The organism is Glaciimonas sp. GNP009, assembly GCF_054343755.1.
This window is the reverse complement of record NZ_JBTGUV010000004.1, coordinates 5230453-5248429: the sequence shown is the minus strand read 5'-3', so window position 1 is coordinate 5248429 and position 17977 is coordinate 5230453. Positions and strand designations below refer to the sequence as shown.

Annotated in this window: 10 protein-coding genes; 8 read left to right on the top strand and 2 right to left on the bottom strand. The window is 51.2% G+C overall.

The window, feature by feature from the left end:
- Nucleotides 1–15 precede the first annotated feature (15 nt).
- Nucleotides 16–1515, bottom strand: a complete 1500-nt coding sequence (gene amaB, locus ACXX82_RS24035; protein ID WP_369124726.1) for an L-piperidine-6-carboxylate dehydrogenase — start codon at nucleotides 1513–1515, stop codon at nucleotides 16–18.
- A gap of 572 nt (nucleotides 1516–2087) precedes the next feature.
- On the opposite strand from amaB, the gene gcvH reads away from it, so the two are divergent.
- The 8 genes from gcvH (at nucleotide 2088) to ACXX82_RS23995 (ending at nucleotide 12843) form a co-directional block, all read left to right on the top strand.
- Nucleotides 2088–2471, top strand: a complete 384-nt coding sequence (gcvH, locus tag ACXX82_RS24030; protein ID WP_322239106.1) for a glycine cleavage system protein GcvH — start codon at nucleotides 2088–2090, stop codon at nucleotides 2469–2471.
- Between the two features lie 76 nt (nucleotides 2472–2547).
- The gene (gene gcvP / locus ACXX82_RS24025; RefSeq protein ID WP_458563864.1) at nucleotides 2548–5418 is read left to right on the top strand and encodes an aminomethyl-transferring glycine dehydrogenase; all 2871 of its coding nucleotides are present in this window, start codon (nucleotides 2548–2550) and stop codon (nucleotides 5416–5418) included.
- A gap of 6 nt (nucleotides 5419–5424) precedes the next feature.
- The gene (locus ACXX82_RS24020; RefSeq protein ID WP_322239103.1) at nucleotides 5425–6804 is read left to right on the top strand and encodes an L-serine ammonia-lyase; all 1380 of its coding nucleotides are present in this window, start codon (nucleotides 5425–5427) and stop codon (nucleotides 6802–6804) included.
- Nucleotides 6805–6970: 166 nt separating this feature from the next.
- A complete protein-coding gene (gene gcvT, locus ACXX82_RS24015) occupies nucleotides 6971–8095 on the top strand; it encodes a glycine cleavage system aminomethyltransferase GcvT (protein ID WP_458563863.1) in 1125 nt (374 codons plus the stop codon).
- Between the two features lie 110 nt (nucleotides 8096–8205).
- Nucleotides 8206–9216, top strand: coding sequence for a lipoyl synthase (lipA, locus tag ACXX82_RS24010; protein WP_458563862.1), 1011 nt, complete (start codon nucleotides 8206–8208; stop codon nucleotides 9214–9216).
- Between the two features lie 300 nt (nucleotides 9217–9516).
- A complete protein-coding gene (locus tag ACXX82_RS24005) occupies nucleotides 9517–10926 on the top strand; it encodes an NfeD family protein (protein ID WP_458563861.1) in 1410 nt (469 codons plus the stop codon).
- Nucleotides 10923–11693 (top strand): slipin family protein, encoded by a 771-nt coding sequence (locus tag ACXX82_RS24000; protein ID WP_322239095.1) that lies wholly within the window; start codon nucleotides 10923–10925, stop codon nucleotides 11691–11693. Before ACXX82_RS24005 ends, ACXX82_RS24000 begins: the two co-directional genes overlap by 4 nt.
- A gap of 127 nt (nucleotides 11694–11820) precedes the next feature.
- Nucleotides 11821–12843: a class I fructose-bisphosphate aldolase gene (locus tag ACXX82_RS23995; RefSeq protein ID WP_322239093.1), complete on the top strand. Its 1023-nt coding sequence runs from the start codon at nucleotides 11821–11823 to the stop codon at nucleotides 12841–12843.
- Nucleotides 12844–13011: 168 nt separating this feature from the next.
- Here the strand turns inward: ACXX82_RS23995 and ACXX82_RS23990 are convergent, their stop codons facing one another.
- Nucleotides 13012–17895: an NAD-glutamate dehydrogenase gene (locus ACXX82_RS23990; RefSeq protein ID WP_458564052.1), complete on the bottom strand. Its 4884-nt coding sequence runs from the start codon at nucleotides 17893–17895 to the stop codon at nucleotides 13012–13014.
- Nucleotides 17896–17977 lie beyond the last annotated feature (82 nt).

Here is a 17977-nt window from a genome sequence, read left to right as displayed (position 1 = left end):
CGGAATGATTGCAATTCATACGTCAAACTGGATTCCTTGCGCTAGCGGTAACGCATTGGAATAATTAATGGTATTGGTGGCCCGACGCATATACGCTCGCCACGAGTCGGAGCCGGATTCTCGTCCGCCGCCGGTATCCTTTTCGCCGCCAAACGCGCCACCGATTTCAGCGCCAGATGGACCAATGTTGACATTCGCGATACCGCAATCGCTGCCAACGGTAGAGACGAACAGTTCTGCTTCACGCATGTTTAGCGTGAATATCGACGACGAAAGCCCTTGCGGGACACCATTTTGCAGGGCGATGGCGTCGGCGAAATCGTCGTAGCGCATGACGTATAAAATCGGTGCAAATGTTTCAAGGCAGACGATGTCCGTTTGTTCTGGCATTTCAACCAGCGCTGGACGGACGTAAAAGCCATCTGCACAGCCGCTTACCGCAACCCTTTCACCGCCGACCACCAGACCACCCTGGGCACGCGCGGCCACCAATGTCTGTTGCATTGCGTCAAAAGAACGTACGTCTATCAGCGGGCCGACCAAAGTTTCGCTTTCTAACGGATTGCCAACTTTGATGTTGTTGTAAGCATTGCGTATTTGCGGCATCAATTGGTCATATATGTCTTTATGCACAATCAGTCGGCGTAGCGTTGTGCAGCGTTGCCCTGCGGTTCCTACGGCTGAGAATAAGACGCCGCGCACAACCAATGACAAGTCAGCGCTGGGCGCTACGATAGCGGCGTTATTGCCGCCAAGCTCAAGAATACTGCGACCAAACCTTTCGGCGACACGGGGACCTATTTTGCGTCCCATCCGGGTTGATCCGGTCGCTGAAATTAACGGAACGCGCGCATCTTTGACCAGCGCATCGCCGACCGTCCGATTACCCTGAAGCACTTCCAACAATCCATCCGGCGCATCTCCAAATGCACGGCTGGCCCGATTAAACAAGGCAGCGCAGGCGAGGCCCGTCAAAGGTGCTTTTTCTGACGGTTTCCAGACCACGCTGTTACCGCATACAAAGGCCAATGCTGCATTCCAGGCCCATACCGCAGCAGGGAAGTTAAAGGCGGAAATGACGCCGCACACACCCAGAGGATGCCAGCTCTCCATCATGCGATGACCGGGGCGCTCGGATGCAATGGTCAGCCCATATAGTTGGCGCGACAAGCCCACTGCAAAGTCGCAAATATCGATCATTTCCTGCACTTCACCCAGGCCTTCCTGAAGGATTTTCCCCGTCTCCATGGTAATGAGTGCGCCCAGATCGTGTTTATGTTCTCGCAAAATGTTGCCTAACAAGCGAACCAACTCCCCGCGACGTGGCGCAGGAACTGACCTCCATGTCAGAAATGCCTGGTGTGCACGATCTATCGTTTCGGTTGTCTGTACAGGACTGTGGGTCTTGATGATTGCCAGCAACGCGCCATCAATTGGGCTACGCACTTCAAGATCGCCATTTTCCAATGCCGTCTGTGGCACACCGAGTCGCTCCATTAATCCATGAATGTTCATGAAATGCATCCTTTTTAGGTGATTACACACAAAGTCTACGTTGAATTGCGTTACTTAAAATGATAATTTTGACGGGACATATTGCGAATGATGCGCGGTTTCGGGTGTTTTTTTACTTCATTGATGTAGTGCTAAGCGTACTTTTTCCCATGAGGAAACGTCGTTGTAAGGGAGCGCATTTTTTATGAAATCTGTTTTTTTAATATCTATTTTATGCATCACGGCGTTTTTTTTAAGCGTTAGTATTGATCGCGGGACGACGTGCGGTAGTAATTGACTTGATCGGCAATAGCGACTAAAACGCGCGATTGTTTTTTTGTAATGGCTTGTTCTGTGGTTATTCAGGACTGCGCCTCCTACAATTTTGTTTTTTCGAATATTATGAAATTAAATTTAATTTTTTGAATGCAAAGTAGTCTTCTATTGATTTTTTTAGCTTGTTTAACTGAGAAATTGATTGCAAAAGCATTCTTGAAAACTCTACAATTTTGTACAGGGAAAATGACTGTATGCGCACAATCGCCGGGATTGTAGTTGGCGCGTAATACCAACTTGTTAAAGGGAGACGCACAATGAGTACGACGAAATATACGGAAGAGCACGAGTGGCTAAAAATCGACGACAACGGTTTGGTGACGGTCGGCATTACTGATTTTGCGCAAGATCATTTGGGTGATCTGGTCTACGTCCAGTTACCGGAAGTCGGCAAGCAAATAGACAAAGGCGCAGAAGCTGCCGTGATTGAATCAGTCAAAACCGCGAGCGAAATCATGATGCCAATGGCGGGCGTAATCACTGAAATCAACGCATTGTTGGCCGACGAACCCGGCAAGGTGAATGAAGACCCATTGGGTGATGGATGGTTTTTCAGGTTTCAGGCAAATGATGATGTTGCCGGTATAACTGGACTGATGGATGAGGATGGTTATAAAGCATTTGTAGCAGGATTGGGTTGAGTATCGTCACGCAAGTTGTATCGGTTGGGACGATGCAAGCGCATGTATGGAACAGTAACTATTGCGAGAGAATACAATGACTCAGATACGGCCGACGTTTGAAGATTTATTGCAGCATACGGATTTTGTTGGTCGGCACATCGGCCCCGATGAGACTGACCAACAACGGATGTTGGCGACGCTGGGTTACACGTCGATCGACGCGTTGATAAAGAATGTCGTGCCAGCGGCTATTTTGTCTGACGCGCCATTAAATCTGCGCAGTGCGCTCAATGAAGTCGAGACGTTAGAGGCGCTACGCAGTATTGCAGTTAAAAATCATGTATTTAAAACCTATATTGGGATGGGCTATTACAACTGCCATACGCCTACGGTTATTCTACGCAATTTACTTGAAAATCCGGGTTGGTACACGGCTTACACGCCGTATCAACCAGAGATATCGCAAGGCCGTTTGGAGGCGTTACTAAACTTTCAAACGATGGTATCCGATTTGACTGGGCTAGAGATTGCCAATGCGTCATTACTTGATGAGGCCACGGCAGCGGCGGAGGCCATGACCTTTTGCCAGCGCGTATCGAAAAGCAAAAGCAATACGTTTTTTGTATCCCAGGACTGCTTCCCGCAAACCATCGATGTAATCAGAACCCGCGCCGCGCCGCTAGATATTGATGTCGTGATAGGTGATCATCTGACGGCGTTAAATGATCTCGATTGTTTCGGCCTGCTATTGCAATATCCAAGCCTCAGCGGTGAGATACACGACTACGCAAAAACTGTTGACATCGCGCACAGTAAGGACGCGTTAGTGATCGTTGCCGCCGATTTGCTGGCGTTAACTTTATTGACGCCGCCCGGTGAATTTGGTGCCGATGTAGCCATTGGCTCGTCCCAGCGCTTCGGCGTGCCGTTAGGTTATGGCGGCCCACATGCAGCGTACTTCGCAACTAAGGACACACACAAACGCATGATGCCGGGGCGCGTTGTCGGTGTTTCCATCGATAGCCGTGGCGACCAAGCGTATCGTCTGGCGATGCAAACGCGGGAGCAGCACATCCGGCGTGAAAAAGCGACCAGCAATATTTGTACTGCGCAGGTGTTGTTAGCGAATATTGCCAGCATGTACGCGGTCTATCACGGGCCGCACGGATTGAAGACCATCGCGCAACGGGTCCATCGTCTTGCAGCGACCTGTGCGGCGGGATTAAATCAGCTGGATTATGCGGTGGTGACGCCTCATTTTTTCGACACACTCACCGTGCGCACTATCGGACATACCCAGGCGATCCACGCAGCGGCGCGCGCGCAGTCTATCAACTTGCGGATAGCTACGATTGATCAGATTGGCCTTTCATTTGATGAAACGACAACGGCTGAGGATGTCGAGACGTTGTGGCGGATTTTTTCGCGCAAGGACCATCCAACGCTTTCCTTTGCAAAAGTTGAAGCTGAGGTTGATGATCGACTTCCGTCAGAGCACACTCGAACCAGTGATTTCTTGACGCATCCGGTATTCAATAGCCACCACTCTGAAACCCAGATGATGCGCTATCTGCGCACACTGGCTGACAAGGATCTGGCGCTTGACCGCACTATGATCCCGCTTGGCTCATGCACGATGAAACTGAATGCCACCACGGAAATGATTCCGATCACATGGAAAGAGTTCAGTGCCATTCATCCCTTCGCGCCGCTCGAACAGGCGCAGGGATATCAGCAACTGGTGACGGAGCTGGAACAAATGCTATGCGTTTGTACTGGTTACGACGCAGTGTCGTTACAGCCAAATGCCGGTTCGCAAGGTGAATATGCGGGCTTGCTGGCAATCCGCGCTTATCACCAAAGTCGCGGTGAAGGCGAACGTAATGTTTGCCTTATCCCAAGTTCTGCACACGGTACTAATCCTGCCACGGCACACATGGCGGGTATGAAAGTGGTCGTCGTGCGTTGCGACGATAATGGCAACGTTGATGTCGTTGATTTAAAGGCCAAGGCCGATTTGCATGCGGCTGAGCTGGCTGCGTTAATGATTACGTATCCATCGACGCACGGTGTTTTCGAACAAGCTATCCGCGAAATCTGCGACATTATTCATACACATGGCGGTCAGGTCTATATTGACGGTGCGAACATGAATGCTATGGTCGGTTTGTGTGCACCGGGCCATTTTGGTGGTGATGTATCGCATTTGAATCTACACAAAACATTTTGTATTCCGCACGGCGGTGGTGGCCCGGGCGTTGGTCCCATCGGCGTGAAGGCCCATCTTGCGCCATTTTTGCCTGGGCATGGACTGCTCGAAACAGGTATTGCGCCGGTCGCCGCTGCGCCATGGGGCAGTGCCAATATTCTGCCGATCAGTTGGGCCTACATCACGATGATGGGAAGTCGCGGTCTTAAACAAGCCAGTCAAATCGCGATTCTGAATGCCAACTATATCGCCCATTGTCTCGCGCCGCATTATCCGATTTTGTATGCTGGCAGAGACGGTATCGTGGCGCATGAGTGCATCATCGATTTGCGGCCATTGAAAGATAAAACGGGGGTGACCGTCGACGATGTGGCGAAACGTCTTATCGATTTTGGCTTCCATGCGCCAACGATGTCGTTTCCCGTAGCAGGAACGTTGATGATTGAGCCCACCGAAAGTGAATCAAAGGGAGAACTGGATCGTTTTTGTGCGGCAATGATTGCGATTCGGCATGAAATTAAGGAGATTGAGGATGAACGCATGACTGCTGAAAGTAGCCCACTCAGGCATGCACCGCACACTGCCTTGGATCTGACAGAAGACTGGGATCGTGCGTACACACGTGAACAGGCCGTATTCCCAATAGCATCACTGAAAAAGACCAGCAAGTATTGGCCGCCGGTTGGCCGAGTTGATAATGTATACGGTGATCGTAATCTCGTGTGTTCTTGCCCGCCGCTGTCGGATTACGAGTAAATCAAGATGGCTATCAGCATATTTGAACTATTTAAAATCGGCATCGGTCCTTCAAGCTCGCATACAGTGGGACCGATGCGTGCGGCTGCGTTGTTCGTCACCGGGCTGCAAGCCAACGGTTTGCTGAATCGCACCGCCACGGTCAAAGCTGAGCTATACGGCTCGCTCGGTGCGACAGGTAAGGGCCACGGCAGCGACAAGGCGGTACTGTTAGGCTTGCTGGGAGAAACGCCCGATCTGGTCGATATTAATACCATCGCCGCTAAGCTTGCGCACATTCGCAGCGCGGCAAGTATTGATTTACTCGGTATCAAGCAAGTTGCTTTCGTTGAAAAAGAGCATCTTTTAATGTATCGGCAGCGCACCTTGCCGTATCACCCAAATGGTATGCGCTTTACAGCATTGGATAGCGATGGTAGCGAAATAGTCAACAAGGTGTATTACTCCGTCGGTGGCGGCTTTGTGGTCAATGAAAACGCCGCCGGCGAGGATCGGATTGTGTCCGACACTACGGTTCAGCCTTATGCGTTCCATAGCGGCGCAGAATTGCTTGATCACTGCCAGCGTAATCAACTATCGGTTAGTCAGCTAATGCTGGAAAACGAAAAAGTATGGCGCTCCGAGCAACAAATCCGTGCTGGCTTGATGAATATTTGGCAGGTGATGCAGGATTGTGTCAAACGTGGCTGTCAGGAAGAAGGCGTTCTGCCCGGCCCGATGCAAGTACGACGCCGGGCCGCCGAGTTGTTCCGCACGTTGTCGACGCAAGGAGAACGTAGTCTGCGCGATCCATTAACGACACTCGACTGGGTTAATCTTTACGCGTTGGCGGTCAATGAAGAAAACGCTGCCGGTGGACGTGTAGTCACGGCACCGACCAACGGCGCGGCGGGCATTATTCCAGCGGTGCTGCATTACTACACGCGCTTTGTACCCGGTGCAAATGACGACGGTGTTGTGCGTTTTTTGCTGACAGCTGCCGCGATTGGTATTCTGTACAAAGAAAACGCATCCATCTCCGGGGCTGAAGTCGGTTGTCAGGGCGAAGTCGGCGTCGCTTGTTCGATGGCTGCGGGCGCGTTGGCGGAAGTGATGGGCGGTAGCCCTGCACAAGTTGAAAACGCGGCAGAAATTGGGATGGAACACAATCTCGGGTTGACCTGCGATCCAATTGGTGGACTGGTCCAGGTCCCTTGTATCGAGCGTAATGCGATGGGTTCCGTCAAGGCAATTAATGCAGCGCGGATGGCTTTGCGAGGCGATGGACGACACCATGTTTCGCTCGATAATGTGATCAAGACCATGCGCGATACCGGCGCGGATATGAAAACAAAATACAAGGAAACATCACGTGGCGGGCTTGCCGTGAATGTTATTGAGTGCTGAAAGTGCAGATTAACTGTTGACCAAATGATTGAACGTTGCTTGCACTTTGGTGTTCACGGTCCTTAAATTGCGCGCTGTTCAAGGGCCACTTCTGACCATATTGATCCGCTTTCGCGGTACGTCGTTAACAAGGCGATACGCTCTTTTCTAAAAAAAGGAAAATCTTATGGAGTCCAATTCACAATCTCTGGCACGTACGCCGTTGTATGACCTGCATCTTGAGTTGGGCGCGAAGATGGTGCCGTTTGCTGGCTATCAAATGCCGGTGCAGTATCCAACTGGTGTTTTGAAAGAACATACCCATACTCGCACGCAAGCAGGTTTGTTTGATGTTTCGCATATGGGGCAAGTGCGACTGAGTGGCGCACATGCGGCGGCGGCGCTGGAAACTCTGGTGCCGGTTGATATCATTGATCTTGCTGTCAATACGCAGCGCTACGCCGTGTTTACCAACGCCAGCGGCGGCATTCTCGACGATCTGATGGTGGCGAATTCGGGGGATCATTTACTGTTGGTCGTCAATGCTGCCTGCAAACAACAAGATTTGGCGCATCTGCAAAAACACCTATCCGAACATTGCAGCGTTGAAGAATTGAATGACAGAGCATTGCTCGCGTTGCAAGGACCGCTAGCAGCAAAGGTCTTGGCCCGGCTTGCTCCCAACACTGCCCAAATGATATTTATGCAGACCGCCACTGTGATGCTGGCGGGCGTGAATTGCTTTGTTAGTCGTTCCGGTTACACGGGTGAGGATGGATTTGAAATATCGGTACCAAACCATCACGCAGAAGCGCTCGCACGTGTTTTGTTATCGCAACCGGAGGTCGCGCCTATTGGTCTGGGCGCACGCGATTCTTTGCGATTAGAAGCAGGGCTTTGCTTGTATGGCCACGATATGGATGCCAATATTACGCCGGTGGAAGCGAGTCTGGCATGGGCGCTCTCGAAAGTACGTCGCGCTGACCAACCACGCGCAGGTGGTTATCCTGGCGCCGAGATCATCCTGCGTCAGCTTGCAGAAGGCGTTGCGCGGAAACGCGTTGGGCTGTTGCCGCAAGACCGGATGCCAGTACGTGAAGGGGCCGAGGTTATCAATGCAAACGGCGAGATTGTCGGCAAAGTGACCAGCGGCGGATTTGGACCGACATTAGGCGGTCCGGTCGCAATGGGCTATGTTGAGTCGGCGCATGCGACGGTCGGCACGACGTTACATGCCATCGTGCGCGGCAAACCGATAGCGGTTATGGTTGCGAAAACACCTTTTATTCCGCAACGTTACTTCCGTGGTTGACGGTTTAAATCTGCAGAGATTTAAGTAAAGCGGACGAACAAGTTTTTTGGTCCGGCAAAGGTAAATGAAAGACAAAGCATAAGCCGGGCAAATCAAAATTAGGAGAAGCAATGCGTGACCCCACCATAATCAGGGAATCCAATGAAGCACGGCGGCCGGTAGAGGTCGGCGAAAAACTTCGTGGTGCGGAAAAAATGGCGCGCATTCCAATCAAGATTGTCCCGACTGAAGCGGGGCAATATTTGCGCAAACCAGCATGGATTCGTGCGCAATTTACGGGTACTCGTGAAGTGTTGCGCTTAAAAGAAATACTCCGCGAAAATCATCTGCACACAGTCTGCGAAGAAGCGAATTGTCCGAATATTGGTGAATGTTTCAAGAGCGGTACGGCGACTTTTATGATCATGGGCGACATCTGTACCCGACGCTGTCCATTTTGTGATGTTGGTCACGGTCGTCCTAATCCGCTGGATACCGAAGAACCGAAAAATCTGGCGCAAACCATCAAGGCAATGGAATTGTCTTACGTCGTCATTACGTCGGTTGACCGGGATGACTTACGTGATGGCGGTGCAGCGCATTTTGTTGATTGCATCCAACAGACCAGAGCGTTCAGTCCGGGCATAAAGATCGAAATTCTGGCGCCCGATTTTCGTGGGCGAGTTGATGTAGCGCTCGAAATCCTTAGTCAAGCCACGCCCGACGTTTTTAATCATAACCTCGAGACCATCCCACGCCTTTACCGTGAAGCACGTCCCGGTGCCGACTATCGCAATTCGCTCGAATTACTGCAGCGTTTTAAGCAGCGTCATCCGCATGTTGCAACGAAATCAGGGCTAATGCTAGGCTTGGGTGAGACGATTGAAGAGATCGAAGTCGTGATGCAGGATTTGCGAGATCATCAGGTCGATATGCTAACCCTCGGACAATATCTACAACCCAGCCCGCATCACTTGCCGGTCGCAAGGTATGTCACTCCGGCAGAGTTCGAGGCTTTGCGAGTCGTAGCGCTAAAGTTAGGTTACTCACGCGTGGCCTCGGGGCCGATGGTGCGCTCGTCTTATCATGCGGATGCACAATCGGAAGGGATATTTTCTTCAATCCCACAAGACGCGTTGTAACGTTTAATCTGGACTGCATGCTATGCGTTATTAGAATTGCAACCCTATGAAGTGACATCCACTTTTATAGCGCATCAAATAAGTTGTCATCGCTGTAGGTGGATGTGCTTGATGCAAGGCTGATATTTGTGGATGCGATGCGATATTACCAACTAAAAAGGTAGCAGAAGCGCAATTTAATTCATAATATTTGTTTTTTTGACATTAATCCTTGGGTTTGGGGATATTTTCTTATTTTGAATGGTCGTATAACTAACAAATCCATCCTCCAACACTTTATCACTAATACTTCGCGTCATCATGCTGAGGTTTCTGAAAACGATTTTCGTTATTGGTTTCGGTTTTGCCCTTCATTGCGGCATTGCCGCGACGCCTATTGTTGTGGTGATACCGGTGACAGGAGCGATCGGACCGGCAAGCGCGGATTTTATTAATCGACATATTCTGCTTGCACAAAAATCCGGTGCGCAATTAATTGTCCTGCAAATGGATACGCCCGGCGGCCTTGATATATCGATGCGGCAGATTATTCAGACGATACTGGCTTCGCCAGTGCCAGTTGCGAGTTTTGTTGCGCCCGGCGGGGCACGTGCGGCAAGTGCAGGGACTTTTATTCTCTATGCCAGTCATATTGCAGCGATGGCACCCGGTACAAATCTTGGTGCAGCCAGCCCGATTCAGGTTGGTATACCGGACCGTACGCGACCACCGCAACAGCAAAAATCCAAACAAGACGCTGGTAATTTAGGGGCCGGTACGGCTAAGACGGAGTTGCCGTCCGATAATGAAAGTACGTTGCATCGAAAGCAAATGCATGATGCAGCAGCGTATATCCGCGGTCTGGCGCAACTGCGTGGTCGCAATGCGGTATGGGCGGAGCGTGCGGTGCGCGAGGCGGTCAGTCTGTCCTCGAATGAAGCACTGACGCAAAAAGTGATCGACCTCATCGCTCAGGATGTGCCGGATCTGTTACACAAGTTGGATGGGCGCCAGGTCAGTACTGCTGATGGTAATCACGTTTTGCATACCGTCGGTGCGGACATTAAGACGATAAAGCTGGATGACAGAACGCGATTTCTGGCTGTTCTCACCGATCCAGGAACAGCGCTCATGTTATTGATGGTGGGAATTTTCGGGTTGATTTTTGAGTTCACTAATCCAGGAATCGTACTGCCGGGTGTGATCGGTGCCATTTGTTTATTGCTTGGTTTATTCGCCTTACAAATGTTGCCGGTAAATTACGCCGGGTTGGGACTCATTCTGCTTGGCCTGGGATTTTTGGTGGCGGAAGTATTCCTTCCTACGTTTGGCGTCGTCGGAATCGGTGGCCTGATTGCGTTCGGATTCGGCGCTACGATGTTGATCGACACGGATCAACCAGGTTTTGGCATTCCGTTGTCTTTGATTGTCGCGTTGGCCATTGTCGCCACGTTATTTGTCTATTTCGTCTCTAACGCGGTGCTGAAATCACGACGACGGCCGGTGGTCAGCGGAGCGGAACAATTGCTGGGCAGTACCGGAATCATGCTCAATGATATGCAATCTGATGGCGTCATTAGTGAAGGTTGGGCGCGGGTTCGCAGCGAGCAATGGCGGGCGCAAAGCATGGTGACACTGGCGAAAGGGCAGCGGGTGCGGGTGGTTTCCCGCACTGGCCTGATATTGGCGGTGGTGCCGATCAATGAGGTGGAACCAGGAGAGTTGATATGACACTCGGATTTGGATTCGGTGGCATTGTATTTCTGATCGTCGCGGTATTGCTCGTTACGTCAGTGCGCATCATGCGTGAGTACGAACGCGGTGTGATTTTTATGTTGGGACGGTTTTGGAAAGTGAAGGGGCCAGGGTTAGTATTACTGATTCCGGTAGTCCAGCAAATGGTGAGGGTAGATTTACGCACGGTGGTGTTTGATGTGCCACCGCAGGATGTCATCACGCGTGATAACGTTTCCGTAAAGGTTAATGCGGTGGTGTATTTTCGTATCGTTGATCCAGAGAAGTCGGTAATTCAGGTGGTCAAGTTTCTCGACGCCACTAGTCAATTAGCGCAGACAACGTTACGTTCGGTGCTTGGTAAGCACGAATTGGATGAACTGTTATCCGAACGCGAAAGGCTCAACCTCGACATCCAGAAAGTGCTGGACACGCAAACCGATGCATGGGGCATCAAGGTGTCAACTGTCGAGATAAAGCACGTAGATATCAATGAAACGATGATTCGCGCCATTGCACGCCAAGCTGAGGCCGAACGCGAACGGCGAGCTAAAATTATCCATGCGGAAGGCGAGTTACAAGCCTCGGAAAAACTCCTGCAAGCGGCGCAAATGCTGGCGCAACAGCCACAAGCCATGCAGTTGCGTTATCTGCAAACATTAACTGCTATTGCCGGAGATAAAAGTTCGACTATTATTTTCCCGGTGCCGATGGATATCTTTACTATTTTGGCCAATATAAAAGGTGTCGCGCCCGGAGAGTAACCGTAAGCAAGCTTACATTGGTCGATGCGATAAATTGATTTTAATTTCAGGCCACACTCAGATTACATTGCAACGTTAACGTATTTTATAAGTGAAGAACACGGCTGATAAAATTACTGGAGGCAGTATGTCGATTCTTGAACACGATCTTGAAAGCACGGTCGCAGCACTCATCGCGCCGGGTAAAGGGATTCTCGCCGCTGATGAGAGTGTTGGTACTATCGAGAAGCGTTTTAAAGCCGTGAACGTGGTTTCCACGCAAGAAAGTCGACGCGATTATCGGGAGCTATTGTTTTCTACGCCTGGGTTAAGTGAGTTCATCAGTGGCGTGATTCTTTTCGACGAGACGCTGAAGCAAAAAAATACCGTCGGCGTTCCACTGCCGGACTTATTAAAAACACAGGGCATGATACCCGGTATTAAGGTCGACATCGGTACGGTTTCATTACCCGGGTTTCCCGAAGAAAAAATCACGGAAGGTTTGGATGGCTTGGCGAAGCGCCTAAATGACTACAAGCATTTAGGTGCGCGATTTGCTAAATGGCGGGCCGTATTAACGATCGATGAAGGGCTTCCGTCGGCGCAAGGGATTGCCGCCAACGCCTATGTTTTGGCGCGGTATGCGGCCATTTGCCAGTCAGCCGGTTTGGTACCGATTGTTGAGCCAGAAATATTGATGGACGGCGATCATACGCTGGAGACATGTGGCAGTATTACTGAACGTGTTTTACACACCGTATTTCACGCTCTGCATGCCCAGCGGGTCATGCTTGAATTGATGATTTTGAAGCCGAATATGGTGGTGCCGGGTTCACTCTGTAAAGTGCAAGCGTCGCCACAGCAAATTGCTCAGGCAACGCTGACCTGTTTTCGCCGTACCGTCCCGGCAGCAGTGCCGGGTATTAACTTTCTTTCAGGCGGCCAAACGGACGCAGCCGCGACAGCGAATCTTAATGCGATGAATGCTCAGATAAAGCACCCTTGGAATGTCAGCTTTTCTTACGGTCGAGCGCTGCAATCGACGGCGATTCAGGCGTGGGCAGGCGAACTTGCGAATAAGGAGGTCGCGCAACAGGCGCTGTACCGACGCGCCCGCTTGAATAGTGCAGCAGTTTTGGGGACTTACTCGGCGGCAATGGAAGAAGATTAGTGTGAGATCGAAGGCGATCTTTTATACATCCTCATTCTGGCGCTGAAAAAGGTTGATCGCCGGGAGCTATTTAGCGTGAAAGTGTGAAAGGGTGAAGAAGATATCCTGATGATGGGGAACATTCAACAAAGACTGCTTTTGGCAGTCTTTGTTTTTTTGTGGACAGCCTTATTTCGTTTCTATCGCTCGCATCTCGCGCGCTGCTACAGAAAGCATCGCCAAATCGACATTTCCCCCCAACTGAAAATCGATCAACAGGCGACGGTAGCGCTCTAATTGTGGACGATTGGCAGATTGCCAGACTTCGACCATTTCCGGGGATTGGTCGAGAGTAGGCGAGAGTTGGATAACATTTGCCGTCAGGGCGCGTTGCAGCGTGGTTAAATCACTTTGCAAAGCGGTGCGGGCAAGTGTCTGCCAATGCGTATCGACCGGTAGTGTGGCCGCACGCTCTCGCATCCATCCGAAGTTAAGATTGAGGTCGAGGGCGAAATAAACTTGCGCCACAAGCTCCAGACTACGACCCGTCACGGTAGCCACTTCTGCTATATCGAGTACGGCACCGATCAGCTCAGCACTTGCTACGCGCCGCGCCAGCGTTTCCGATACGCCTGCTTGCATCAATGCCGCTTGTTTCGCTTTTAGCGCTTCTGCATCTGTGGCTGTCAGCAATGAAACCAATATAGGGCCAAGCTGATCCGCGGCAGGGCGGAAACGGGCGACCATGGCTTCAATCGTCTCTGCGGTGGCATGACGATGCAAGAACCAGAAGCTGGCTTGCTCGATAAGGCGGCCGACCGCAATAAACATTTGAGCTTGCAGCGCGTCGGGTACGACATTGTCCAGTGCGTCGATATCGCTCCAGATGTCCTCGAAACCAAAAACGTCGCGCGCGATGATGGAGGCTCTGATCACATCGGTCGGACTGGCTCCGCTTTCCTCGCTAAGTTGATGCACAAAAGTGGTCCCGACCCGGTTGGTGAACGTATTCACCACGTAAGTCGCAATGATTTCGCGTGCCAGCGGATGACGCGACATCACGTCAGGATAACGTTCGCGCAATGGTTGCGGAAAGTATTGTGCCAGTGCGCGACTAATAAACTGATCATCCAGTAAATCCGAGGCCAGCGTGGTTTCGTACAACCACATTTTGTTGTAGGCCATCAGCACAGCACGTTCAGGCGTGGTTAGTCCTTGCTTGGCAGTCTTGCGCTCGGCGATAGCCTCCTCCGAGGGTAAAAATTCGACCGTACGGTCAAGTCGTCCTGCGCGCTCAAGATAACGGATCAGACGTGCTTCCGGTTCAAGTAGTGATGCGGCGCAACGACCGGCGACAGACAGGGCCTGGGTTTGGTAGTAGTTGTCGGTCAACACCTGTTTGCCCACCTCGTCGGTCATCTCGGCGAGCAATTTGTTGCGTTGCTTCTCGGTCATCTCGCCTTCGGTCACCACTAGTCCCAGCAAAATCTTGATATTGACTTCATGGTCTGAGCAATCAACACCAGCGGAATTGTCGATGGCATCGGTGCAGATCCGTCCACCTTTTTGGGCGAATTCGATGCGCCCGAATTGGGTTAGTCCCAAGTTGCCGCCCTCAGCCACCACTTTGCATTGTAGTTGCGCGCCGTTAACCCTGATGGCGTCATTGGCACGATCACCGACCTGTGCGTGGGATTCGTAACCGGCTTTGACATAAGTGCCGATACCGCCGTTGTACAGCATGTCTACCGGAGCGACCAGAATGGCATGTATTAAATCGGTTGGTGCCAACTCGGTAGCGGTAACCCCAAGTGCAGCGCGGACTTCCGGCGAGAGCGGAACGGTCTTCAACGACCGGGGATAAATGCCCCCGCCGACGGACAGCAATTTGGCATCATAGTCTGCCCAACTGGAGCGCGGCAAGACGAATAAGCGTGCGCGTTCGGCAAAGCTTGCAGCAGTATCCGGGTTAGGGTCGAGAAATATATGACGATGATCGAAAGCAGCCACGAGTTTAATGTGATTGGATAACAGCATTCCGTTACCAAACACATCCCCCGACATATCCCCGATCCCGGCAACAGTAAAATCCTGTTCTTGCGTGTTGACACCAATTTCGCGGAAGTGGCGTTTGACCGCTTCCCACGCACCGCGGGCCGTAATGCCCATTTTTTTATGGTCGTAACCCACGGAGCCGCCGGAGGCAAACGCGTCAGTGAGCCAGAATCCATATTCGGCAGAAATAGCATTGGCGAAATCGGAAAAAGTCGCCGTGCCTTTATCTGCGGCAACGACCAGATAAGGATCATCCGCGTCATACCGTACGACGTCCGTGGGTGGTACGACTTTGCCACCAACTAAATTATCGGTCAGATCAAGCAAGCCGCGTAAAAAATTCTGATAGCAGGCGATACCTTCTTTTAAATAGGCTTCGCGGTCCGAGGCTGGCGGCGCATTTTTCAGTACGAACCCACCTTTTGATCCAACTGGCACAATGACCGCGTTCTTCACCATTTGCGCTTTCACCAGTCCCAATACTTCGGTCCTGAAGTCTTCGCGTCGATCCGACCAGCGCAATCCACCGCGGGCCACTTTGCCACCTCTTAAATGGACGCCCTCGAAACGCGGCGAATAGACCCAAATTTCGAACATCGGCTTCGGAGCCGGTAGTCCCGGGACCTTGGCTGGGTCGAACTTGAATGATAAGTATGGTTTCGGTTTACCATTGACGTCGCGCTGAAAATAATTGGTGCGTAACGTCGCTTGAATGACCCCTAAAAATTGTCTTAGAATGCGGTCTTCATCCAGGTTAGGAACCTGATCCATCGCCTCTTCGGTCTGCTGCAAAAGGGTATCTATGCGGACTTGGTCAGGGCGACCACCCTTAATGTTAGCTGCGGGATCGAAGCGCGCGATAAACAGCTCTACCAATTTGCGGGCAATCGACGGATTGCCGGTCAAAGCTTGTTCGATGTACGCATTGCTAAAGGTTGAGCCGACCTGACGTAAATAGCGTGCGTAAGCACGTAATATCGTCACTTCGCGCCAATTGAGTTGGGCGCCGAATACCAGTCGGTTCAGGTCGTCATTATCGGCTTCGCCATTCCATACATGGGCGAATGCATCTTCAAATATGTCTTTGATGCGGTCGATCTCGACCTCCCCGCCATCTGCAGTTTGCATACCAAAATCATGAATCCATACGGGAGCCGCATCTTGCACTTCAATCCGATAAGGGCGTTCTTCCTGCACCTTAACACCCATATGTTCCAGCATCGGTAAGCTCTGCGAGAGGGCGATTGGTTTGCCGGAGTGGTATATCTTCAGGCGTAAGGACGAAGCAGCAGCTTCGATAGGGCGATATAGATTCATCGCCAGTCCGGCCCGCTGTTGTGCCAGTTCCATTAATTCGATATCTCGCACTGTGGCACGCGCTGCATAATCCTCACGGAAGCCAGCCGGAAATGAAGCCGCATAACGGCGCAATAATCGGTTGCCATGTTCCTCACCACGATTTTCCAGCAATGCATCGGCTAGATCGTCCTGCCAGCGGCGTGTGGCTTGCACAATCTTGGTTTCAAGTTCGCTAATATCAGTATTAGTTACTGTACCAGCTTCGGTACGCACTGTGAACTGGATACGTGCCAATACGGAATCGGACAACAATGGAGTGAATTCGATACTCAAGCCATTGAATGCGTCGAGCAATAAAGTTTGGATACGGACGCGTAGTTCTGTATTGAATTTGTCACGCGGCACGTACACCAGGCAGGATACGTAACGGCCGAATGCGTCGCGGCGTACAAATAGGCGTGTGCGCTGGCGCTCTTCAAGCCGGAGAATACCTATGGCGGTATCGTACAAATTGTCTTCATCAACTTGAAACAATTCGTCGCGTGGATATTGTTCAAGTATAGTCGTAAGCGTTTTTGCCAGATGCCCCTTTGGTACAAAGCTTGCACGCTCCCGCACCTTCGCCACCTTGCGCCGTATGATCGGGATATCGCTAGTAGTAACCATGTACGCGGTTGAGGTATAAAGGCCGACAAAGCGCCGTTCGCCGATCACTTTGCCTCCAGTATCGTACCGTTTGACACCGACGTAATCCAGATAGCCGGGGCGATGCACGGTAGCGCGAGAATCAGCTTTGGTGATAAAAACAGGGGAAGGAGAGTCGATAATCGCTTGCGCGCCGCTTGGTAATTTAGTCATGTCAGCGCTATCCGACGACCGCGTGGTATCCCGCAGTGAATCGCGCAATATTCCGAGACCTGAGCCCGCAACTGCCTGCAAATAATTTTCACCAGCGTTGATGACTAGCTCATAATCGCGGCAGCCTAGAAACGTGAAGTGATCATTGATCATCCATTCCAGAAAAGCGCGGCCTTCGTCGATTTCGGCCTGTTGCGTGTCATCCTTGCCGGGCTGATCATTTAGTTCAGTGACTGCGGCCGTGGCGCTGGTCATCATGCCGTGCCAATCTTCAACTGCTGCCCGTACATCACTTAGTACCTTTTTGACGCCAGTTAAAATTTCTTCAAGCTTCTGAGGCTCGGTACACCGGTCAATCTCAAAATGTATGTAGGATTCCAGCTTTGGTGCGTTGTGTTGCTCATCGATTTTTGCGCTGATGTCAGTAGCAGCCTGAATTCTTTCGACTTGGCCGGAAGCATCACGCCAGACACGGAATACCGGATGGATGGCAGCGTGCAACGTGAGTCCAAGGCGATTAATTTCGGTGGTTACCGAGTCCACCAGAAAGGGCATGTCGTCGTTGACGATTTCGATGACGCTATGGGCTGATTCCCAGCCGTGCTCATCGATTTGGGGATTATAAATACGCACGCGGGGCGCGCCTGTTTTAAAATGTCGTGCAAATTGCCAGTGGGACATTACAGCACCATACAGATCACTGATATTGCGACTTTGTACCTGTTCCTCACCAACTTGAGAATAGTAATTTGCCATAAAGGGCTGCATCGTAGCAAAAACGTCGGGTGGAAGTCTGTCGTGTGCGAACTTCACCATTTCTGTTAATTGTTGCTGTTTTTTTTCTTCCGCTGCTTTTTTTATCACTGGCATACATTTCTTTCGTTATTTAACCTGTACAGGCGCATTAAGGTGCACATTAATGCGCCAGATTAATGGGCCCAAA